This window comes from Rothia mucilaginosa, assembly GCF_964211445.1.
Lineage (GTDB): Bacteria > Actinomycetota > Actinomycetes > Actinomycetales > Micrococcaceae > Rothia > Rothia mucilaginosa_E.
This window is the reverse complement of record NZ_CAXOQT010000036.1, coordinates 1-22,392: the sequence shown is the minus strand read 5'-3', so window position 1 is coordinate 22,392 and position 22,392 is coordinate 1. Positions and strand designations below refer to the sequence as shown.

20 protein-coding genes are annotated in these 22,392 nt (G+C 59.7%); 14 read left to right on the top strand and 6 right to left on the bottom strand.

The window, feature by feature from the left end; genetic code table 11:
• Nucleotides 1-20: 20 nt before the first annotated feature.
• The 4 genes from AB8E48_RS08260 to AB8E48_RS08245 all read right to left on the bottom strand — a co-directional run bounded on the left by AB8E48_RS08260 (nucleotide 21) and on the right by AB8E48_RS08245 (nucleotide 2,927).
• Complete coding sequence (locus AB8E48_RS08260; RefSeq protein ID WP_368886400.1) at nucleotides 21-767, bottom strand: DUF6318 family protein; 747 nt, start codon at nucleotides 765-767, stop codon at nucleotides 21-23.
• 102 nt (nucleotides 768-869) lie between these two features.
• Nucleotides 870-1,598 carry a DUF6318 family protein gene (locus tag AB8E48_RS08255; protein WP_368886399.1) on the bottom strand — a complete coding sequence of 243 codons (729 nt, stop codon included), beginning with the start codon at nucleotides 1,596-1,598 and terminating at the stop codon, nucleotides 870-872.
• 190 nt (nucleotides 1,599-1,788) lie between these two features.
• On the bottom strand, nucleotides 1,789-2,016 hold the full coding sequence (locus tag AB8E48_RS08250; protein WP_368886398.1) for a transcriptional initiation protein Tat: 228 nt from the start codon (nucleotides 2,014-2,016) through the stop codon (nucleotides 1,789-1,791).
• Between the two features lie 248 nt (nucleotides 2,017-2,264).
• The gene (locus AB8E48_RS08245) at nucleotides 2,265-2,927 is read right to left on the bottom strand and encodes a hypothetical protein (protein WP_368886397.1); all 663 of its coding nucleotides are present in this window, start codon (nucleotides 2,925-2,927) and stop codon (nucleotides 2,265-2,267) included.
• 350 nt (nucleotides 2,928-3,277) lie between these two features.
• Here AB8E48_RS08245 and AB8E48_RS08240 point away from each other — a divergent pair, with 350 nt between their 5' ends.
• The 8 genes from AB8E48_RS08240 (at nucleotide 3,278) to AB8E48_RS08205 (ending at nucleotide 8,674) form a co-directional block, all read left to right on the top strand.
• Nucleotides 3,278-3,808: a hypothetical protein gene (locus tag AB8E48_RS08240; protein ID WP_368886396.1), complete on the top strand. Its 531-nt coding sequence runs from the start codon at nucleotides 3,278-3,280 to the stop codon at nucleotides 3,806-3,808.
• Between the two features lie 27 nt (nucleotides 3,809-3,835).
• Nucleotides 3,836-4,738, top strand: coding sequence for a hypothetical protein (locus tag AB8E48_RS08235; RefSeq protein ID WP_368886395.1), 903 nt, complete (start codon nucleotides 3,836-3,838; stop codon nucleotides 4,736-4,738).
• 296 nt (nucleotides 4,739-5,034) lie between these two features.
• Nucleotides 5,035-5,505 (top strand): DUF4190 domain-containing protein, encoded by a 471-nt coding sequence (locus AB8E48_RS08230; protein WP_368886394.1) that lies wholly within the window; start codon nucleotides 5,035-5,037, stop codon nucleotides 5,503-5,505.
• A 33-nt stretch (nucleotides 5,506-5,538) separates the two neighbouring features.
• The gene (locus AB8E48_RS08225) at nucleotides 5,539-5,703 is read left to right on the top strand and encodes a hypothetical protein (RefSeq protein ID WP_368886393.1); all 165 of its coding nucleotides are present in this window, start codon (nucleotides 5,539-5,541) and stop codon (nucleotides 5,701-5,703) included.
• A 20-nt stretch (nucleotides 5,704-5,723) separates the two neighbouring features.
• Nucleotides 5,724-6,383 (top strand): hypothetical protein, encoded by a 660-nt coding sequence (locus AB8E48_RS08220; protein ID WP_368886392.1) that lies wholly within the window; start codon nucleotides 5,724-5,726, stop codon nucleotides 6,381-6,383.
• An 89-nt stretch (nucleotides 6,384-6,472) separates the two neighbouring features.
• Nucleotides 6,473-7,129, top strand: a complete 657-nt coding sequence (locus AB8E48_RS08215) for a hypothetical protein (protein ID WP_368886391.1) — start codon at nucleotides 6,473-6,475, stop codon at nucleotides 7,127-7,129.
• A gap of 89 nt (nucleotides 7,130-7,218) precedes the next feature.
• Entirely contained in the window at nucleotides 7,219-7,911 is a 693-nt protein-coding gene (locus AB8E48_RS08210) for a hypothetical protein (RefSeq protein WP_368886390.1), read from the top strand.
• Nucleotides 7,912-8,014: 103 nt separating this feature from the next.
• Nucleotides 8,015-8,674, top strand: coding sequence for a hypothetical protein (locus AB8E48_RS08205; RefSeq protein ID WP_368886389.1), 660 nt, complete (start codon nucleotides 8,015-8,017; stop codon nucleotides 8,672-8,674).
• Between the two features lie 114 nt (nucleotides 8,675-8,788).
• Here AB8E48_RS08205 and AB8E48_RS08200 read toward each other — a convergent pair whose 3' ends face one another.
• Nucleotides 8,789-11,767 carry a choice-of-anchor M domain-containing protein gene (locus tag AB8E48_RS08200; RefSeq protein ID WP_368886388.1) on the bottom strand — a complete coding sequence of 993 codons (2,979 nt, stop codon included), beginning with the start codon at nucleotides 11,765-11,767 and terminating at the stop codon, nucleotides 8,789-8,791.
• Between the two features lie 273 nt (nucleotides 11,768-12,040).
• On the opposite strand from AB8E48_RS08200, the gene AB8E48_RS08195 reads away from it, so the two are divergent.
• The 6 genes from AB8E48_RS08195 to AB8E48_RS08170 all read left to right on the top strand — a co-directional run bounded on the left by AB8E48_RS08195 (nucleotide 12,041) and on the right by AB8E48_RS08170 (nucleotide 20,377).
• Nucleotides 12,041-14,371 (top strand): TIGR03773 family transporter-associated surface protein, encoded by a 2,331-nt coding sequence (locus AB8E48_RS08195; protein WP_368886387.1) that lies wholly within the window; start codon nucleotides 12,041-12,043, stop codon nucleotides 14,369-14,371.
• Complete coding sequence (locus AB8E48_RS08190; RefSeq protein ID WP_368886386.1) at nucleotides 14,358-16,109, top strand: anchored repeat ABC transporter, substrate-binding protein; 1,752 nt, start codon at nucleotides 14,358-14,360, stop codon at nucleotides 16,107-16,109. Before AB8E48_RS08195 ends, AB8E48_RS08190 begins: the two co-directional genes overlap by 14 nt.
• A 93-nt stretch (nucleotides 16,110-16,202) precedes the next feature.
• Nucleotides 16,203-17,294, top strand: a complete 1,092-nt coding sequence (locus AB8E48_RS08185; protein WP_368886385.1) for a choice-of-anchor M domain-containing protein — start codon at nucleotides 16,203-16,205, stop codon at nucleotides 17,292-17,294.
• Nucleotides 17,291-18,163, top strand: coding sequence for a metal ABC transporter ATP-binding protein (locus AB8E48_RS08180; RefSeq protein WP_297605193.1), 873 nt, complete (start codon nucleotides 17,291-17,293; stop codon nucleotides 18,161-18,163). The genes AB8E48_RS08185 and AB8E48_RS08180 overlap by 4 nt, the downstream gene beginning before the upstream one ends.
• Nucleotides 18,160-19,014, top strand: coding sequence for an anchored repeat-type ABC transporter permease subunit (locus AB8E48_RS08175; RefSeq protein ID WP_368886384.1), 855 nt, complete (start codon nucleotides 18,160-18,162; stop codon nucleotides 19,012-19,014). Before AB8E48_RS08180 ends, AB8E48_RS08175 begins: the two co-directional genes overlap by 4 nt.
• A 292-nt stretch (nucleotides 19,015-19,306) precedes the next feature.
• Nucleotides 19,307-20,377, top strand: coding sequence for an alcohol dehydrogenase catalytic domain-containing protein (locus AB8E48_RS08170; RefSeq protein ID WP_368886383.1), 1,071 nt, complete (start codon nucleotides 19,307-19,309; stop codon nucleotides 20,375-20,377).
• A 505-nt stretch (nucleotides 20,378-20,882) separates the two neighbouring features.
• Here AB8E48_RS08170 and AB8E48_RS08165 read toward each other — a convergent pair.
• On the bottom strand, nucleotides 20,883-22,247 hold the full coding sequence (locus tag AB8E48_RS08165; protein ID WP_294629088.1) for a CoA-disulfide reductase: 1,365 nt from the start codon (nucleotides 22,245-22,247) through the stop codon (nucleotides 20,883-20,885).
• Nucleotides 22,248-22,392: the final 145 nt, after the last annotated feature.

Below are 22,392 nucleotides of genomic sequence, written 5' to 3'. Positions count from 1 at the left end.
CGCTTCTAGGCTCCTGAGTTTTAGGAAGCAGAAGCCGAAGCAGTTGCCGATGCAGAAGAAGAGGAAGAAGAATTACGCATACCGGTCAGCTTCCACGCGCCGTTCTCGTACACACCGTGCAGAGTACGCTTCACCTCATCCTTACGTTCCGATTCAGAGGGGGCCTCCTGCACGCGTTCCTTGCTTGCAATGAACTCACCGGGGTCCATGGTCAGGCGGATATCCCAGTTGTAGGTATCACCGTCACGCTCAGGCTGCGGGGTAAGCATGGTGATAGTGACAGCCGGGTCCTGCATCCAAATCTTGCCCTGCTGCAGACCAGCGCCCAGGGAACGTGCGTCAGGTTCGAGGAAGTTCTTCAGCTCAGAGTTATCGAGTGCACATTCACGCAGCGACTCGGTCTTGCCGGTGCGCATGTAGTACTCCATGGTTGCACCGAAGAACGCGATGGACTGGTACAGGCCCTCCACGCTGTTCTCGTTGGCAACGGCGGGCTTCACGGGCACGGGAGCGTTCTTAGAGGGCTCGGTGCGGGTTCCGGGCTGGTAGTCAGCGGGCTTGGAGGTGTAGCCGTCCAGGACTGCAACGCCGGAGTAGTCGCTACGTGCGCTCTTAGATGCCGACGCAGTAGCGGAAGCGCTACCGGATGCGCTTTCGGAAGCAGAGCCACCGGTTGCCTGGGGCTGCGCGCCACATGCGGCAAGGAGGGTTGCACCACCGGCGGCTACAACCATGCCGAGTGCGGATCGGCGGGTTACGTTCTTCATTGGTTCTCTCTATCTACGGTGATGGTGCCCGCCTCATGGTTTCACACCACGGGGCGGGCGCCTTTCTATTTCAGAAACTATGCGTTTCTAGGCTACTGAGTTTTAGGAAGCCGAAGCGGAAGCAGAGGAAGACGACGAAGAGGAAGAAGTGCGCATGCCGGTCAGCTTCCACGCACCGTTCTCGTACACACCGTGCAGGGTGCGCTCCACATCGTTCTTACGGTCCGAATCAGAGGTAGCTTCCTCCACGCGGTCCTTGCTTGCAATGAATTCGCCGCTGTCCATGGTCAGGCGGATATCCCAGTTGTAGGCGTCGCCGTCACGCTCAGGCTGCGGGGTAAGCATGGTAATGGTGACGGACGGGTCCTGCATCCAAATCTTGCCCTGCTGCAGGCCAGCACCCAGGGTGCCTTCTTCGGGCTCGAGCATGTTTTTCAGCTCGGAGTTGTCAACCGCGCATTCACGCAGGGGCTCGGTCTTGCCGGTGCGCATGTAGTATTCAATGGCGGCACCGAAGAATGCGATGGACTGGTACAGGCCCTCGACGCTGTTCTCGTTGGCAACGGCAGGCTTCACGGGCACGGGTGCGTTCTTGGAAGGCTCGGTGCGGGTTCCGGGCTGGTAGTCAGAAGGCTTGGAGGTGTAGCCGTCGAGGGTTGCAACGCCGGAGTAGTCGGTGCGTGCGGTCTTAGATGCCGCCGCGGAAGCAGAAGCGCTACCGGATGCGTTGCCGCTGGTTGCCTGGGGCTGAGCGCCGCATGCTGCGAGGAGGGTTGCGCCGCCGGTTGCTGCGAGCAGGCCGAGGGCGGATCGGCGGGTTACGTTCTTCATGGGTTCTCTCTATCTGTGGTGTGAGTCCGCACCGTGGCGCGGGTGATGCCTTGAGGCACCAAACAGGAAGACGGCACTACACGAGTGTGGTGCCGTCTTCCAGTATATGTTTTGTGGCTGAGTGCCGCGGGGTCGCCCCGTCAGCCACTCAGCCGGTCCCCCGCGCATCCGGGGGGGGTATGGGCAGGGTTTAGCCGCCGTAGTAGTAATAGTTGCCGTAGTAGTCGCTGATGACGATGCGGGTGCGGCGGCCGTAACGGTTGGAGTAGTAGCCGTTGTAGGGGGTGCGGCGCACGGTCGGGCGGTAGGTGGTTGCCTGCGCGGGGGTGAGCAGTGCGCCGAGGGCGGTTGCTGCGCCTGCGCCTGCTGCGGCGAGTGCTGCGCGGCGGGTGAGGCGTGAGGGCTTCTTGGTGGCCATGATGTGCCTTTCGGGATCGGTGTTTCTGTGAAGTGACATGGTGCGTGCACGGCTTGCGGCTGTGCTTTGAACCTTTCTTATTGTAAGCCTCAACGTTAATGTTTTTGCGCGCATAGTGCACCTTCTAGTTGAGGGTTAGACAATGCGGGCTAGTCAACGTTCTTCCGACAGAAAAATTGCGGAAATATTGGTTGAGAAACACACCGGACACGCACTAAATACGGGCTGAAAACAGCCTAAATTGCGGGCTACATGTCTACTTTGGCGAGGCCGGTGATTTTCTTGTCCCTGATGTGCGGGATGGTGGAGTTCCAGTTCATCCACGCCTTAACCTGAATATCGTCCTTCGGCTTCTGGACATCTGGCCAGCGGTCGTTTTCGATCCTGAATCGGGTCATTGCGAGGAGGAAGTAGCAGTCATCGCCGGGGCTGAAATCCGTAATCGTCTTGCCTGATTTTGTTTTAAAAGTGACGGTATCTGGGTCGCTACCGTTAGAGCCCTGCTTGTATGAGACCGCGTCGATTGCGTTGAGCGGGTAGAAGACCGTGTCTGTGAATGACTCTCCCCTTTCGATTCCTTCCGGCGAGATTTCGGAGTATCCTTCAATGGCTTCACAGAAGAAGTACATTGCGATGCACATGGCGCAGAACGCTGCGATGTCGAAGAAAAGGTGGAATCCCATGCCGCCAAGTAGATGCGCCAGGAATATTGCGACGGGAAATACGAGAACTGCGGCGCTGGTCAGGATGACGCTGCGAAGCTTACCTCGGATGATGTATATGTTTTCGGCGCGTAGCTTCTTGTCGTGGCGGCGACTCATCTCATGGACGATAGCGGAACGGCAGAATCTGTACATCAGCCCAAGGCATATCACACCCCATACGGCAATCATGGTGTAGGTAATCATCATGGTGGTTCACTACCCTTTCTATCTATCGGTGACCGGCAGCCTTCCAGCAACGGTGCGGAAGGGGCGGATTTGCTCTCAGAGTAGCTAACGAAATCGGGTGGTTGAGCCCAGATTCGCGTTATCCGCGGAGTGGTTGCCGAGTCTTCATCGGAGCATTGCGTCGAGTTAACCTTCTGGTCAGATACGGTGCGATAGGCTAAGGATGTGCCCGCCACCTCACCGGGGCGAGCATGATTCACCAACCACTACCGCACAAGGACGTACACACCATGAACGCAGCTCTTTGAGACGACCCGCTTTGAAGAAATCCCAGAGTAACAGCCTGCAACCCAGAAAGAAGGTGAAGAGCAGTGAAAAAGAACTCCCCGAGGAAAAAGAATGTTTCAAAGAAAAGGAACACCTCGAAGAAAAAGAATTACCCAGAGGCAAATTACATGACCGAAACTGGGGCTATAAAGAAGACCCGCAAAAAGAGATACATCAAGAAAAAGAAGAATAATGTCGACTTCAAAGAGTATCTTCGCAAAAAAGCAAAAGCTGCGTGGGATGCACGCGACGTCATCATATTCGTGGCAGTCATGCTAGGGGGCCTTGTGTCCTTACATTTTATGACCAACTACAACCCGAGCAATGAATCCGCTATCTGCACTGTTACCTCCGTCGAAATCATTGAACACGAGGACCCCTACTCAATCTCCGGCGAATTCGAAACAGAGGAGTGCGGAATCATCACATCAAGCAAATCCCCTGATGGTATACCCATCCGCAAGTACCTCCAGAATTTTGAGACGGGCAAAAAATACAGGGCGTACAAGTCCTTCTCCACCCGTAACGATGAATTCGACTTCAGCGTCCTCCGCTTCGAAGAGATCAAAGAGTAACTCCTCCCCCGCAGAAAGGAATCCACCGTGAGCTTTATCGGCGAATTTATTATCGACTTTATTGGAGAAGCTATCGCCTCCTCGCCCACACTGCAGCGAGTGCTCCTGTGGATTCTTTTCTCCGCGTCCGTGCTTCTCTTGTTTGTCCCCGTCGTGACGGGTGAGTACGCGTGGAGTATCCTATCCATCTCCACAATGCTGTTTTCCGTCGTGATGATTGACGGCACGCGTGAGCACGGTGTGCAGGATGCAAAGAACGGCGGCGCGTACCATTACTTCCTGCTGACGGTGGGCACGCTCTGCGTTACTGCGATTGTTCTGCTCGCTGCGCTCTCCTTGGCGGGTGTCCCACAGGTTGCCCTCACCCCGCAGACGGACGGCATCAATTTTGCGCCCTGGTATGTGGCGGTGTCCGCGCTGGTTCTTCTGCTGTTCTTCTACAGCGCCGCGGAGCCGAGCGAGGAGATCCCTAACCTGCGACGCATGGAGCGCATCAACCGGTACGTACGCCTGGTGGTGCTGGGTGTGAGTGCTCTGATGGCGTTCTTCTGCCTGCTGATTCCGGTGGTTTCGTTCGCCACTGCCGGTTATGAGCCTGTGGGTGTTTCGGGGGTGCTGTGCCTGGTGCCGGTTTTCCTGATTTTTGTGCGCCGCGCCCTGTTCAAGCTGTGGGCGGCGACCTTTGAGGAGGGCACTGCCGGGTATGGTGTGTTGCGTGGCTTCTGCGTTGCCCTGGTGGGTTTGGGTGGATGCTTGGCGGCGGTCCGTCTTGCCGTGGATGTTGTGCAGTCCGGTAGCGGGTTGTCGCTGGTGTACGTGGTGCCGGTGATTGCTTCGTACCTGCTGGCGAAGAGGTACCTGACTGTGGGTGTCGCTATCCCCGAGAAGGAAGACGAGGAGGACCCGGAGGCTGAACCTGCAGCCAGCTAAACCGTGGAACCCCGCATAGAGAAAGCCCCTGGGCTGAGAGATTATCTCTCAGACCAGGGGCTTTCTGCATGCCAGCAGCGGCTCACCTGAGTGCCGCCGGTGAATGGTCGCCCAGTCTTCACCCGAGCCTTGCGCCGAGTTAACTTTTTAGCCACCTAACCCATAGACCATCAAAGTGCTCGACATTTTCACTTGTCAGAGCTTTCAAGCACATAGAGTATCCTCGGGGAAGGTACACCACCTTCGGGTGGTGCGCTTCCGGATATTCACCAACCACATACGAAATGAGGACTTTCATGTCTGAAAACACCCCGCAGCCGGCTGCACCGCAGCAGCCGCAGTTCACCCAGCAGGCGCCCGCCGCACAGCCCGCATACGGAGCGCCCGTCGAGGCACCGAAGAAGAAGTGGGCGGCTGTAACCGCGTTGGTTCTGGGTATTATTTCCGCCCTGACCGGCATCTTTGTTATTGGTTCGTTCCTGACCATCCCGACCATTGTTTTCGCGGTGATTGCTCTGGTCATGGTCAAGAATGGCACCGGCAAGGGTAAGGGCATGGCGATTACTGCCCTCGTGCTGGTTCTGGTGGCGTACATTGCTACGTTTGCTTTCTTCCAGATTCGTGCCGCGAACCTTGAGAAGTCTAACCGAGAGGCTCGTGAGGTTATCCAGAAGTGCGAGAACCACGAACCCGGCTACTACATCATCGAGAAGGACGGCAAGCGTTACTGCAACGCTGGCGGCTGGGTCTACGAGATGGATAAGTAAACCGCGTCGTCTGGTCTAGTAACCGATGATGCGATGGGTGGGGGCGTTCGTTCACGTGGCGATGACCGTGCCTGCGAGCGCCCCTCAACCGTATCCTCCGTGGGTGCTTCAGCATCTGGCGGCGAGTACATCCCGGAGCACCTGCAGCGCATCCTCGATGCGCACTCCACTACCATCACCGACTCGACTCCTACCTGATTGAAGGAGCGAATAGCTAAATGATGTCTCAAGAATTTGCTATTACCTTTTGGGGCGCATGCTCCATCATCACGACTATTTTCACGCTTTTCACCTTTGCCGCCTACATCATTAATCGACGCCGTGACGAGAAGAAGAAGCGTGAAGGCGTCTACATTAGTCGCATGCAAGCGCTGCTGGCGTACATTATTGTCTTTTTCCCGGGCTTCCCGATTATCCGCTATTTTTTGTCGCTCAATGGCCCCGAGACTAACTCTTTTGTAGACATTGCATCCATGCTCATGACTGCTTTCCTCTTGTATTACCTGTGGAGCGTTAACGCCACGTACTTGAAGATTTCTTCTGAAGGTATTGAGCAGCGCACCCCCATTCGCGGGTCGAGAATCTGCCCCCTCGGCGCTATTGATAGCGTCGTGTATAGCGAGTCCACGGATGAAGATACCGCAAGCCGCACCTGGTTCCTCACTAAGTCGCGGGCGCGCATTAACCCGTTGAACCCGAATTATGATGAGTACTATCTCTTGCTTATGACTCGATTTAGGATTGAGTACGGGCGTTGGCCTTACCTGGATATTCCGGCTGATGTGGATAAGGTGAACCGGTTGGATAACCCCGCTGAAGTCATTCCGTATTTCAAGTTCCGTAAGAAAATCTCGGGTCTGGCTGAGATTGACATGTAGCCCGGCTTGCAAGGCTGAAGGCTCCCGGGGATGCGCGGACGGAGCGCGCACCCTTCCTATTCACCAACCACACGAAACGAGAACCCACCATGCGCATTTTCCTGATTATTATCTGGGGTATCCTGGCCTTCATCTCGGTACCCGGGACACTCTATATCATCACCAATTACGAAATTCAGCGGTGGAAGGATATGAAGCGCCGCCGCCAAGGCGCGTACATCCGGCGAGTTAATCAGGCAGAGGCTCTTCTAGCAATATTTGCCCCAGGGTTCCCGTGCTTTTTGTTCTACCTTCATCTTGTAGACGATGGGTCTGCGGGCATCTTCTATGAATCAATTGCATTACTTCTGTCAATCGGGCTCATGATGTATGCCTGGTACGTACACATTGCCTACGTGAAGATCTCCCCTGAAGGTATTGAGCAGCGCATGTGGTCGGCGCGCACGACCGTCTACCCCTTCAACGCTATTGACGGTATTGAATACTACGAGGCAACCTCTACAGACGACCAGGACCTTGTGTCTTTCTACAGTAAATCCGGAAAACTAATTGCCGCTTTCTGCCCGATTATTCACAAGAATTACCGCCTCATGGCGATTGTCCGGTTCCGTATCGAAAACGACCGCTGGCCCGACATGAATAATCCAGAGGACGTTGCCGCGGTAGATGTGTTTGATGCTGGTTCTGTGGCGGCTTATTTCAGGGAACGGGAGAAGGTTACCGGCCTTGCCGACGTCTACATGTAGCCCACCCAATAAGCGCCGGCTACCCCCTGCATCCGAAGAGCCGCGACCGGCACAAACACCACCCACACCGCGAAAGAGGAGCACGCATCATGCACACCTTTTTCCTTCTGCTCTGGGGCACCTGCACCCTCGCATCAATCGTTGGTGCCATCACCATCATTGTTCTGCATGGTAGGCACCGACGTCAGGACATGAAGCTCCGCGACGAGGGCATCTACATTACGCGCGTGCCCCGCCGCGAAGCGCTCGTATGCCTTCTCACGCCCATACTCCCGGCAGGTTACTTCGCTCTCTACCTCTACACGCAGACTGAGCTCGGTATCCTCTTCAACCTGCTGGCGTTCATCCCGATGCTCTTCTTCCCCTACCACTTTCTGCACGTTCACCTGGTGTACACGAAAATCACGCCCGACGATGTGGAGCAGAAGCTCTCACCGTTTGCCGCCGTGACCTCCTACCCGATTAGGGCTATCGACCAGGTTTTCTACTTCCAGGGTGAGGGGGAGGAAGAATTGGAATGGACTGGGGTAGGGTCTGACAAGGCCACCTTCTGCACCAAGAAAGGCAAGGAAATCGCCAAGCTTGACCCCGTTGGCAAGAACCACCGGCTGCTGGCCATCGTACGGTTCCGGCTCGAGTTTGACCGCTGGCCCGATATGCGGGACCCGCAGGATCTGGCGTGGGTTGATACGTGGGATAACCTCGAGTGGACGCAACCCCTGTTCAGGAAGCTGTATAGAAGGCGCACCAAAATCACCGGCCTAGCGGATATCAAGATGTAGTACCGCACAGCAGCCGATACGATAGACCCAAACACCGAACCCTATTCACCAACCACAAGGAAATATTCATGAAAACGGCAAACACCCAGGTAGCGGAGTAAACATGCTAGATACCATCTTTAGTATCTTCTGGGGAATTATTTTAGTACTGTCCATTCTCTCTATCCCCTACATTATTATTAGGTACGAGATTAATCGACACCAAGATAAGAAAAAAGAAGCACAGGGAATTTACATTAGGCGAGTAAATCGCTTTGAGGTATGGATTTGTATATTTAATCCATTACTCCCTTTTAGTGCTTATATGGCCAATAGTCATAGTGGAAATATGGGCATCTGGTATAACTTGCTATGTGTTGGCCTTGTATTATTTTTCTTCCTTTGTAGTCGCTATACTCTTGTTGCATATGTGAAGCTCTCCCCTGAAGGTATTGAGCAGCGCGTCTGGTCACCCAACCCAACCCGCTACCCCATTAACGCGATAGACAGCATCGTGTATTACGAAACACTGAATGTTGAAGACCAGGATATGGTGGGCTTCTACACCCGCTCCGATAAACAGATTGCTGCCTTTGGTCCGACCACCCACAATAACTATCGAATCTTGGCGATTGTGCGATTCAGGATTGAGAACGAGCGTTGGCCTGATATGGATAATCCGGATGATGTGGCGAGGGTGAATGAGTTGGACGATAGGGGTATGACCATTCTTTATTTCAGGAGTCGTGAGAAGGTCACAGGCCTAGCCGACGTCGATATGTAGCACGGCATCAACCCCGTGTGCAGAGAACTGGGCACAGGAAAGCCCCCGCGGCCGAGAGTCATCCTCTCAGCCGCGGGGGCTTCACCGTATCAGCGTGTCCTCACGCGGCGAACGCTAGGAGGCGCGGCGGCGAGAACGCAGCACCATCACAGTACCCGCACCCAACACCAGCGCACCGCCCACAGCCACAGACACCGCACCAAAACCAGTACGTGCCAGGCCGCTCTGCTGGGAGTTGCCAGAAGAAGCAGACACACCAGACTGACCCAGGGAGCCGCCACCGGTACCACCGCCGGAAACACCACCCGGGTATACGCCGCCAGCAGAACCATCAGCAGAATCAGAGCCCTGCGCGTTCACGTCACCGGCAGCGCCAGAAGCACCAGCCTGACCGGACTGACCAGACTGCGCGGCACCGGACTGACCAGCCTGACCGGAACCAGCATTACCGCCAGCACCGCCCGGGGTTGCCGAATCCACACGGCGCACACCGCTAAAGTCATCCGACGCAGCGTTCGGGTCCTTCGGCACGGCAGTCTCAAACGAGCACGCATCCGACGCCTTCTTACCCACAGCAACCGCAAGCTGCTGCACCGGGCTGTTCACCTCAGTACCATCAGCCAGGGTCGCGGAATAGTGCACATCAAACATGTACTGGCCGGGCTCAGAGAACACCCAGTTCGCGTGCGCGTGCGTCGCGTAATCAATGTCGATCCTGGTCTTGCCGGTCGTCGAATCCAGCAGCACATCCGCACCATTCAGCGACTCAGTGAACATGCCGAAGCGTGCACCCTCAGGCATGACCTTCGGCACCACGTGCAGGCGCACCGGGCCGCGCAGCTGACTGTAGTCAATATCCTGCGTGTTGTAGCCGGGCCAAGGCAGGCCGCTCTGCTGAGTCTGCGGCAGACCGTAGAACGCGGTACCGACCGGGCCCATGAAGTTCAGCTTCTCATCAGCCATACGTTCAGTGCGTACACGGCGGGCGTTCTCGCTGACCGTCCACACGACCGAATCAAGCGGGCGCACCGTCGAATCGGCGTCAATGATGCCGCTGTCGTCGCGCAGACCCACGGACAGCTGGCGGTCCTTCAGGGTCGCCTGAATGTCCAGGTGGCCCTTCGAAATCTTGGCGCGGCCGTCAATCTGACCGGGCACGCACTGGTGACCCGGGGTTCCGGGAGTGGACGGCTGAGCAGAGGGCGCGGGGCTGGACGGCTCCGGGTTTGCGGGCGCGGGGCTGCTCGGTGCCGGAGTGGAGGGCGCCGGGGCAGGTACGCTCGGTTCTGCGGAGGCGGTCGGCACCGCAGGCACGGTCGGAACCTCGCTGGGGGACACCGACGGAACGGTGCTGGGCTCAGCGGTCGGCGCCTCGGAAGGAGCCTCACTCGGCTCAGCAGAAGGCGCGACGGTAGGCTCAGCGCTCGGCAACGGATCTACCGGAGCAGGCTTCGGTGCATCGCCAATGGGTGCGCTATCGGGAGCCAGCGCACCGTGCGCAGTGTACTTCGTGCCCGGCTCGTAGTTCGCCGCAACCTCAGTAGTGGAGGCGGAAGCATTCATATCCGGGTGGGTCAGCATCTTCACGCGCAGAGCCGTGCCCTTGTAGAACGACTCGTCACGGAAGGTAAAGCGCGCCACACCATCCTCGACGGAGCCTTCCAGGTCGAGGTACGGGTACACCGGGTCGTCCTGGGCGTAGAAGCCGCCGCGCATGAAGCCGCGCACCTTCGGGTCCTTGAAGCGGACCTCAACGGTGCTGAAGCCGTTGCCGTTCGGGGTGACGGTCACGTCGTAGTCCATGCTGGTCGGCGTGTACTGCTCAGTGCTGAGCACGGTGTTCGCCTGATCCGGGATTTCCTCGGGCCAGGAGCCGTTACCGTCGTCGCTGTACACGCTCTCAGCCTTACCGGGCTCGTAGGTGAGCTTGTGCGAAATCCAGCGGGACGCCTCCGCACTGTTCGCGTCGGAGGTATCCGGGGTGAAGACCGCCTGCAACTGGGAGCCCTCGCTACCGAGCATTTCAGACCAGGTGGCGGTACCGTTCACGACCGGCAGGTCGGTCAGGAAGTAGCCGTTGTTGTACAGGGTCAGGGTGCCCTTGAGGTTCTTATTCGCGGCGGTGAAGGTGATGTCGCTGAGCTTGTCGTCAGCGTCCTTGTTCTTTGCCGGGTCGGCGTCCAGGCGGTGCGGCGCCACGGACAGCACGTACTTTGCGGCGTCCAGGTCACCAACGGGTGCCGCGTTGTAGCGGTCGACCGTGGGTACGGCGGTAGGGGTGCCGTCACCGAGCGTAGGCTGCATGCCGCCCACCTGCCAGACCAGCTTCGACGGCTTGGAGCTGATGATGCGGCCGTCGGTGGAGCGCGCCACGGTGCGGTAGGTGACCACGTAGCGGCCGGGGCGGGTGAAGGTCGTGGTGTTGTGCGTGTGGCTACCCTTGTCGAGCAGCCAAGAGTGCCAACCGTTCGAGCTGCTGGAGAGCATGCGGTACACGTCGGCGGGGGCGTCATCCGGGTTGTAGCGGAAGAGCTCCATACGGCCGGGGCCCTCAACGGAGAGAATGTCGGTAGCGAACACGCCGTCACGGAAACGCTCAGTGGGCACCTTCGTGGAGGCGCCCAGGCCAGCCCAGATGGGGTCCTGGTTGCCGTAGGTCAGGTGCGGTGCCATGTAGAGGGTCTGGCCGGGTTCGCCGAGGAACGCCAGGGAGGGCGAGTCGCCCAGGGTCATGGTGTACTGCGACTTGCCGTCCCTGGTGCTGTAGCCCTTGCCGACCCAGTTGACGGTCTTGTCCAGTTCGTAGGTGTCTGCGCCGGTCTTGTAGGGGTTCGCCTCGTTCATGAGGACGAAGGTGCCGTTCTGTTCGTCCCAGTACGCCTTGGGGGCGTCGACGTGGCCCTTGGTGGTGACGATTTTGCCGTCGTCGGGGCCTGCAGCGGCGGGCAGGGAGGGGGCTGCACCGGCGAGCGCGAGCAGTGCTGCGGCGGAGAGGAACGCGGCGGCGCGGCGGAGGGCGGGCTTGCCGCCGGGGATGAAGAGTGCGGGGGTGTGTGTGGTGACCCGTCGTTGGGTCTGCTTCTGAGGGCTCATGACAACCTTTCTCATTTTTCTATTTCTTAGGGTAGCGCTTTTGCAAATAATTGTCATTTGGAAACTAACTGAGTATAGTGATTCTCAGAAACACATGTGCGCAGAGGCGCGCCCAAAAACGCACACCACGTACATCCACAAAGAGAAAACACGGCAGAGCGCACCCCTTCCGCAAGGGAGAAACCGGCAACAGGCCGCCGGGACAAGCACCGGGCACACCCCGGGAGCATCGGGTAGCGTACCAGCCAACGAGCAGTCATCCAAGGAGCCACCATGCAAGGACGCAGCAAACCCCTGAGCCTACTCAGCGCAACCACCCTCGGATGCACCCTCGCACTCGGGGCACCCCTCGCCCTCCCCCAGGTCGGCACCTTCACCGCCGCACAGGCACAGGAAAACCAGGCCGGCCCCCAGGCGGGCACCGAGTCGCGCGGTTACCTCAACTACGAAGGCGACTACGTCATCGCCGGCGTGCACACCGAAATGCTCAACGCATTCCTCGACGGCAACCAGTTCACCCTCGGCACCCTTGCAGACACCGCCCCCGGCCAGCAGGGACGATTCAACCCCGCCCGCACCGTCTTCCACCTGCCTGACGTCGAGGATGCACACACCAAGGTCGTAGCAGGCTACGACTACATTGCCCCCGAAGACACCGACATCTTCTACATTCCCTCCACCCGCACCCGCGGCCTGCTCTACCCCGGCCTCGGCGCGGAAGGAATCCGCCCCGGCGCCCTCAAGGACAACACCATCAACCTTGAACTCGTGCGCAGTAGCGTACCCGAAGGCGGCCGCGCCGAAGTCTTCACCGAATCCGGCCGCGACAACCCGCGCGTTTTCAGCACCAACGACCAGCTCGCACCGCACACCATCACCGCTGGCGGCCACGAGCACCTCAGCTGGGCGTTCACCCGCGACGGCATCTACCAGCTGACCTTCCGCGCCACCGCAATCCTTGCGGACGGCACCCCGGTCAGCTCCGAAGCGACCTACACCATCGCCGTGGGCACCAACGCCGAGGAGGGCTTCGAGCTCCTGAACGCGCAGAACACCGCGAAGGAAGCCACCAAGGACGCCACGAACGAGGCGACTACTACCCCCGAGGCGACCTCCACCGCAACCGAGAGCGCCACCGGCACCCCCAGTGCATCTACTTCCGCAAGTGCTGAGGCGAGTGCATCTGCGGAGGCGAGCGCATCCACCGGTATTCGCCGCGTGGACGCATCCGTGAAGGGTCAGAACGCCGCACAGGTGACCGACCCGAACGGCGCGAAGTCTGCCGCGAATGGTGAGCAGGCGGCCCAGGGCGGATCCGGCGTGACCGCTATCAGCGGCACCGACAATGCCACCAATAACGGCTCCGACAAGGGCGAAAACAAGAGTGGCGGCGATAACGGCAGCTCCCGCAGCGTGAAGGGCTCCAACGCCCAGAACGTCACCGCGCCCGGCGGTAACGGCGGCGGCATTACCGGCAACGGTGTGCTGTCCTCCGGTCTGCCCGGCAGCCTGAACCAGCAGTGCATCGCCACCGAGGTTCCCGCCGAAGATGCCAAGGACTCTAAGGACTCCAAGGACGCTCAGAAGGACAACAAGCAGAGCAACCAGGCAGCCCAGGCACCGACCAGCATCCCCACCCTCGCTGTAGTCAATACCGCTGAGCACAGCGGCCGTGAAGAAGTTACCCACGGCCACTTTGACGTGGGTCCCGTGCTCAACGGCGGCAACCTCACCAGCAGCGTGAAGGACGACCGCACCAGCCCCGCCCGCCACGTCTCCCCCGGCGCCCTCGAGTTCGTGCTCAATGACGCCGCGAAGCTCAACCTGCCCGCAGGCATGGAGAATATCGCCCCGGCGGGCACCCCCGTGCACATGATTGGTGCAACCCAGCAGCAGGGCGTGCCCTGGCTCGGCTGGAGCACCCAGGACCCCGAACTGCTCAAGCAGCTCGACGGCCCCGTCACCATGAGCCTCAACGGTTTTGAGGGCCCCGGCACCATGTCCACGTTCCTCTCCGGTAACTTCGGTTCCGCCGGTCAGCAGGTCTTCGATTCGCGTAGCGGCGGCTCCTTCCAGGTGCCCGCGAACACCCACCAGCACAGCAACTGGGTGTTCACCGCCGAGGGCCGCTACACCGTGACCATCGGCTGGACGGCACGCCTGAAGAACGGCCAGCAGGTCAGTAGCGAATCGGTTCTGCACTTCACCGTCGGCAACCCCGATAACGCCCCGGCAAGCAACAACGCACAGGGTGCGGCAGGTGCCAAGCAGGACGGCGGCAACACTAACGGCGCTAACACCGGCGGCGAGAAGAGCACCGCAAAGAACCCCGTCAACGGCACCGTGGACGAAGCCACCGGCATCGTCACCAAGCCCGACGGATCCAAGGTGCGCATCGTCGGTAAGACCGCATCCGGTGAGGATTGCGCCCTGACCAGCCAGGAACTCGCGAACGCTCAGAAGGCAGCCGCCGCAGGTAAGCTGCCGAACACCGGTGTGGTCATCGACCCGTTCATGGTCAGCACCTCCATTCTGGCGCTGGCGCTCGGTGCCATGATTCTGCGTTCGGCACGCCGAAAGGGCCGCAGCGGTGACGCCGCATAGCGGGCATACCAGCAAGGGGTCACACGCCTATAGTCGACGCGCCGCCCTCACCCTCGCCTCCCGCATTGCGGCAGGTGCCGGGGTGGGGGCTGGCGCCTTCGCACTGAGCGGATGCGCCACCACCGAGAACGCTTCCTCCGACCGGATGCGCGTGGTCGCCACGACCCCGATCCTGGCGGATTTGGCGCAGCAGATTGCCGGCGAGCGCGCCAGCGTGCACTCCCTCGTGCCCGCCGGTGCCGACCCGCACTCGTACGAGCCAAGCCTGCGCGATATCCGCGATGTTGCCTACGCCCGCTGCGCCCTGACGAACGGCCTGCTGCTGGAGCAGCGTAAGCTCTCCAAAATGGTTGAGGCGAACCTGCCCGCCGGGGTTGTGTCCGTGGCTGTTGCGGAGAAGATTGAGCAGTACGGCGGCAAGCTAGAAGCCATTGTTGAGGATGCCTCCCTGGACTCCATCTGGCTGGGTTTGCGCGTTGAAGAGGGCGGTCAGAACGAGTCTGCACCCGCCGATTCTTCGGAGGCCGGCATGCGCTTTGAGGTGCAGAGCGTGCGGGCGCGCACCGCCACCGATTCGTCGAATGCGCAGCTGGCGGCGTTCATTACGCAGACCTTCGGTGCGGTGGAGATGCTGTGCGATTCGCATGCGCGCGGCGTGAACCTCACCCGTGAGGGGGACACCGCGATTCGCACCGGCGACATGGGTTCGCTGGAGCTGCCCCTGCAGGCGCATACGCACCTGTCGTGGGCGTTTAGTGATGCCGGCGAGTACGCCATTGAGCTGAGCGCCACCGCGGTCAACGCCCCGGAGTCGGTGCGTTCTTCGCGCGGCACCCTGTACTGCGCGGTCGGTCGCGACCCGCAGCAGCTGGTGGACCGCCTAGCGAAGGAACAGAACGTTTCTACCTCGGACATCAAGGTTCTTTCCGCAGGTCACGCCGATATTACCGCACGCACCGGCGACGGCAGGCTCGTGCTCCGCGCGGACTCCTCCCAGGGCGCCGTCGAGCACGAACTGAACCGCACCGTGGTCGCGGTCCCCTCCCGCACCCTGCAGGAGGTGCCCGCGGGCGGCAGCTACCGTTTCCTGCGTTCGGGCGCTTCGGAGCACCGCGGTCAGGTGTACCTGCTGGCGCAGGCGGTTCTGGGCAAGCACGTGCACGGCGAAATCGACCCGCACATTTGGCATTCGGTACCGAACGCGAAGGCGAGCGTGCAGGTCATCCGTGACGCGCTCACCTCCGCCGATCCGGCAGGTGCGAGCGAGTATGCGACCCGCACCGAGCAGGTCATGAAGGAGCTTGATGCCCTGGACGCTCAGCTGCGTCAGGTGTACGGGGCCCTGCCGGAGGCGGCACGCAACCTGGTCACCACGCACGACGGCTACCGCTACCTGGCGAGCACCTACGGACTGCACATTGCAGGTTTTGTGAGTGCCAGCGCGAGCGGCGAGCCGAGTATTCAGCAGCGTCAGCGCCTGCGCCGCACGGTCGAGGATTTGAAGGTTCCGGCGATTTACCTGGATAAGTCCACGGCGATGCGTTCACCGGTTCTCACGGAGCTGGCTCGGGAGGCGCAGGTGCGTACCGGGGTGCTCTATTCGGACACTCTGGATGCGCAGGCTCCTCACTACGCGCAGATGATGCTGGCGAATGCTCACACGATTGCACTGTGTTCTGGGGCTAGTTCTGGCGGCGACTCTTCGGGCGCTAGCTGCTCGGAGGCTAGCACCTCGTAACCCGGTTTTAAGCTACCCACAAGCTCATATAGCCATATCAGCATATAGATAATCTTTCACACACCACCTAGGTCATGATTCAAGGAAGTCCTCATGATGAACTCAACCACCCCCTCCCGTTCCTCACGTAGCCGCGCCCTGCCCGCCCTGGCTCTGGGTGCCAGCCTCATGCTCGCACCCCTGGGTGTAGCACACGCGGAGACCACCCCGGCAACCGCTGAGAGCGCCTCGGCTCAGCCAAGCGACAGCAACCTCAGCCGCGGCGAGCGCGCCCTCACCCAGACCCTGTCGGCGGAGCAGCCGGTCGCATCCGGCCGCACCGAAATTTCCGCCGGCCACGTGGATATGGGCCCTCGTTTCAACAACGGCAAGTTTGAGCTCATGCTCCACGACGACCACGGCGAAACCCCCGTCTGGCGCAGCCTGGACGAGGTCATCTACCGCGGTAGCGACCAGGCGATCCTTGAGGTGCCGAACGACCCGCGCTACTCCTTCGTGGGTGCGCCCGCCGGCTCTAAGGTGTACGTCATTCCGCAGACCGAAACTAAGGGCGTGATCTGGCCGGGTTGGAACACTCAGGATCCGCAGCTGGTGTCCAAGCTGAACCGCGGCGTGAACCTGACCCTGGAGCAGGTGAGCGGCCCCGGCACGTTCAGCCTGTACCTGGAGAACGGCAACTTCTCGGCACCGCAGGTGCTGTGGTCCTCGACCAAGAGTGAGCCGCAGAAGCTGTGGGTGGAGAAGAACACTCACACCCACGCAAACTGGGTGTTCACCGCCCCCGGCGAGTACCTGCTGAAGGTTACCGCGAGCGCTGAGCTGTCTGACGGTTCGACCGTGTCTGATACCCGCTACCTGAAGTTTGCGGTGGGTGATTCTGCGAGCGCTGATGCCCTGTACGCGATGGAGGCGCAGGCGCGCGGTTCCTCGGGCTCGGCTTCTTCTGCTTCCTCCGATGCTTCGTCTACCTCTGCTTCTCAGGCATCCGGTACTCAGGCATCCGGTTCTTCTTCTGCCGCCGCAGCGAGTGACCAGAGCGGTTACAAGGCAGAGTTCACTATCCCCTGGGGCGCTATTGCCGCAGGCGTGGCAGCTGTGATTGCCGTGGGCGCGTTCCTTTCGTTCCGCCGCCGCTCCTCCGCACAGCGTGAGGCACTGGATGAAGTGCGCGGTGACCGTTCGTGAGCGCATCGGTAACAGCGGGTACTGAGCCCGTTCTAGAGATTTCAAATCTGTACGCTGGCTACGCGCGCCGTTCCATCCTCAAGGATTTGTCCCTGACCCTGGAGCGTGGCGAGTTTGCGGGTCTGATTGGTGCTAATGGTGCCGGTAAGACTACGCTGCTGCGCACCATTTTGGGTCTGATTCGCCCGGCGTCCGGGCAGGTTCGGGTGTTGGGTGAGTCGCCGCGTGTGGCGCGTGCGCATATTGGTTATGTGCCGCAGAAGCACCAGTTCCAGTGGGATTTTCCGCTGACAGTCAAGGATACGGTGATGACCGGTCGCGTGCGTGAGATTGGGTTCTTCCGCCGCCCGGCGAAGAAGGATTGGGTGCAGGTTTTTTCGGCGATGGAACGCACCGATGTTCTGCACCTGCAGGACGCTTCCATCGCGGAGCTTTCAGGTGGCCAGCGTCAGCGAGTGCTGCTTGCGCGCGCTCTGGCGGCGAACCCCTCCCTGTTGCTGCTGGACGAGCCGTTTACGGGTGTGGATGCACCCACTCAGACCACTCTGACTCGCCTGTACCGTGAGTTGGCGGACGAGGGCATCACGATTCTAATGTCCACGCACGACATGCTGGCGGCGCGCGAGTCCTGCTCGCGTCTATGCGGTGTGCGCGGCAATATTCACCTGGATGGCCCGGCGGCGTCCTTTAGTCTGGAGCAGCTGCACACGTGGCTGCACGGTCACGATATTGAGGAGGCGCAGGGCCACGCCCGCACGGGCTTCACCTGTGCCGGTGGTGCGTTGGATGAGTACGGCCACGAGCTGCCGGATTCCTGCACCGCTTCCCCCGCCCACGCTGATTCTGCTTCTACCGGGGGTGCCCGTTGATTACTCCTCTCGATTTTTTTGCCGACCTGTTCAACCCGTCGCTGGCGTTCCTTCCGCGCGCCCTGGCGGCGGTACTGCTCGCGTCGGTGGTCACCGGCGTGGTGGGTTGCCACGTGCTGATGCGCGGCATGGTCTTCATTGGCGATGCGGTGGCGCACTCGGTGTTCCCGGGCCTGGCGGTGGCGTTCGTGTTGGGCGGTAACCTGATGGTGGGCGGCCTGACGGCGGGCGTGGTGACGGCTATTCTGGTGGCTATTTTTAGTCAGAATCAGCGGCTGCGCGAGGATTCGGTCATTGGTATTTTCTTTGCCGCGTCTTTTGCGTTGGGTATTGTGATTATTTCTTTGGCGCCGGGCTATTCGGGTTCGGTGCAGGATTTCTTATTCGGCTCGATTGTGGGCGTTTCGAATGAGGATATTACCAATGCGGCGATTATGGGTGCCGTTATCCTGCTGGTGTTGTGGCTGTTCCACCGCCAGATTGTGACGGTCAGCCTGGACCGCGAGAGTGCCCGCGCGATGGGCCTGCCGGTGCTTGCCCTGGATATTGCGCTGTACGTTCTGGTGACCATTTCTGTGGTGCTGGGTCTGCAGACGCTCGGTAATGTGCTGGTGTTGGCGCTTCTGGTGATTCCGGCGTCGGCTGCGCGCCTGGCGTGCCGCCGACTGGGGTCGATGATGGTGTTCTCGCCGGTGTTTGGCGGTATCTGCTCGATTGTTGGCCTGTACCTGTCGTGGGCGTTTAACCTGCCGACCGGTGGCACGATTGTGCTGTCGATGGTGGCGGCTTTTGTGCTGGTGTGGGCGGTGACGGCGGTTCGTTCGCGAGCGCGTGCCCAGCTCAAGAGTTAAACCCAGTTGAAGGGCTAAGCCCAGCTGAACCCAACTTTTCTACATATAACGCACGAGGCGCATCCCTATTTTCGGGGGTGCGCCTCGTGCGTTATTTACAGGTATTAAATACCCAAACTGAATCATGTTTATGTTTAAAGAACTAAAAGATACACTCCGCGTAATAAAAGCGCTTAATTCAACACGTCGGGTTTAATGAAAATACAACCTATCAAATATTCCTTATAGGTTGATACATGTAGTGATAAAGCAGTCACTGCACCCTCATCAGAGCTTCAACGAAGGAGTCACCATGAAGGCATATGTGTACCACGGTCCCGATCAGAAGGGCGCCTGGGAGGAAGTCCCGAACCCCGCCATTCTTGAGCCCACGGACGTTATCGCCCGTGTCGACACCACCACCATTTGCGGTACTGACCTGCACATCCTGAAGGGCGACTGCCCCGAGGTGGACCACGGACGCATCCTCGGCCACGAGGCTGTCGGTACCATTACCGAGGTTGGCTCCGCGGTGACTGATCTGAAGGTCGGCGACCGCATCATCATCCCCGCCGTGACCAGCTGCGGTAAGTGCTCCTACTGTAAGGCAAACCAGCCTTCGCACTGCCAGACCGTTGGCGGTGTCGGCTGGATTTTCGGTTACATGATTGACGGCACCCAGGCTGAGTACGTGCGTGTTCCTTACGCAGAGACCTCGGTTCACCTGGTTCCGGAGGGTCTGACCGATGAGGACGTCCTCTTCCTCACCGACGCTCTGCCCACCGGTTTTGAGATTGGTATTCTGAACGGTCACACCAAGCCCGGCGACACCGTCGCTGTGGTGGGTGCAGGCCCCGTGGGTCTGGGCGCTATCATGACCGCTAACCTCTGCGGTGCCGGCCGCGTCATCACCGTCGATTTTGACGATAACCGCATGAACAAGGCGCTGGAGCTGGGCGCAACCGATAAGGTCAACGCGGGCGACCCGGACTTCATCGAGAAGATTAAGGCACTCTCCCCCGACGGCCTGGGCGTGGACGTGGCAATTGAGGCTGTGGGCGTTCCGCAGACTTTCGAGACCTGCACCAAGATTGTTCGCCCCTACGGCAACATCGCGAATGCCGGCGTGCACGGCAAGCCCGTTGAGCTGCCGCTGAACACCATGTGGATTTCTAACGTGAGCATCAACATGGGTCTGGTCAACTGCAACACCGTCGGTAACCTGCTGAACATGGTCCGCTCGGGTCGTCTGAACGCTAAGGCGATGGCAACCCACCGCTTCACGTTCGACCAGTTCGAGGAAGCCTACGACCTGTTCAGCCACGCTGCTGAGCACAACGTGGTGAAGGTTGTTATCTCCCGCGACCCCGAGGTTGCGGCATAGACTGCGGTAGGCTCATATACCGCTGATACTGAAACCCCGAACGTTCGTTAGGGATTTCGGTGGGATGTATTCAATACACTGCGAACATCCCCACGATTCGCCTCCGGGTGGGAGTGGGTAGGTCCCACCCGGAGCGCGAATCGTCCTCCCCTACCCCGAGATGTAGTTATTTTCTGATGATGTAAGAAATCTGAAGATGTAGAGATGCGCCAGCTCGGGGTTTTCTGTTCCCTCAGCCCCCTCTCCGGTGGGCTCTGGGGCGGTTCCTCAAGCGTGATGCACCCTCTGCCGGGCGCTCTGCCAACCTGCTTCGGCGGGTTCTTCTGCCAGGCAACCTCTACCGGTGGAGGGGCGCATCATTTGGCTCTTCTTGGTCGGGTGGTACCTCCGATTCTGCTCGCCCTTGAAGGGAAAGGAAAAGGGTCGCACGCTTACGGTTCAATGGCGAACTCGTAGGCTGCGACCCTTTTCTCATGCCCGGTTTTCGGTGCCTCGGGCGGGCTATTTAGTTTTTAGGCTTCTCAGTACTGGGTTTTTCTCCGGCGGCATTCTTTTCACCGGTGTTCTCATGACCGGCAGCATCGTGCAGGATGCGGGTGAACGCCTCCGTGGGGTCGTCTGCCCCAGCTGCGGCAGAAGAGTCGGTGGCGCCTCCGATGACGGGTTCGGTGGGCGCATCCTCAACGGGTACTTCAGCCAGATTCTCGGCAGGTACCTCGGCAGGAGCCTCGACGGACACCTCCGCGACGATGGGCTCCTCCGAGGCGGACTCCGCAGAGGCAGGCGCCTCCGGAGCCTTCTGTGCATCCTCCGGCTTATCCTGAGCCGGCGCCTCTACAGGCTGCCCAGAAACACCCTGCTCAGTAGCTACCGGCTCACCGTGCGCGGATTCCTTCTTCGCATCCTTGTGCGCGTCCTTATGTTCGAGCCTGTAGATGATGCGCGGTTCCAGGCGCTCAAAACCAATCTTGGAGCGCACCCAGTTCACGAAGCGGTCGATACGGTCCTCACCCTCGGTGGTTTCCGCAACCCGGTAGTTGCGCGGCAGCATCACGCTGTCGCTGAGCACGCGCGGGTACTCATCAATCTCCTGAATACCCGCCATGTACATGTTCTCGCGGAACTGGTGAGCGAACTCCTGCTGACCGAGGAACAGCTGGTCGGCGTAGGTTTTAGCCGCCAGGCGCTCGCTGTAGGCGTCCTTGGAGTCGCGAGCGCCCTTCTTGGAGCCGTAAATATCCCAGAAGTAAAAGTACACATTGTTCGCGATAATGGCGGAGATAATGCGGTTCTGCAGGTACACGAGGGCACCGACGGCGACCGCACCAACAATCAGGAGCACCACGGCGAGCGGGGAGAGTGCAAAGTCAGACAGATTGCCGCGGTGGTTCGTGAACAGGCCAATCAGGTAGGCGATGGTGACCACGATGATGGGCACGCCGATGAAAATCACGGCCAGCGGAACCCAAATGTACAGCAGGGCACGTAGAATCAGGCGGTAGTAGCTAATCGAGTCGCCAATGGGGATGGGCGTAGGCTTCACGGAAGAGTGCGCACGCTTCATGAGCAGGCTGAAGATACGGTTGCTGTCGATGCCAACTTTACGCAGCTTCGATTCGAGGGACGCACGCTTGAGGAAGACCCGGTAGTTTTCGAGGACGACGCGCTGGTCGGAGGTGAGCTTTTCGGGGTCGGGTAGGGCGTTGAGGTCCAAGCCGGCTTCGGTGAGGAGCTTGCTCCACAGTTCCAGTCGCGCCAGTTCGGAGGGTTTTGCCGCCGCCTGCGCCTGGTAGTTCTTGTAGGAGATGAAGATGGTGCTAGCACCAATGAGTAGCGTAATAAAGGGTGCTATCCAGTCTTTGAGTCCCATGGTGGCGTTCTTCCTTGATTGTGTGGAGCCGCTGGTTCCTCTGCGGTCGGGGCTGATGCCCGCTGTTTTACCGTACCACCGGCACCTGTGCTGAACCTTTAAATGCGCAGGTGGGTGCGTAAAAATAGCCCCGCCTCCCGATGCT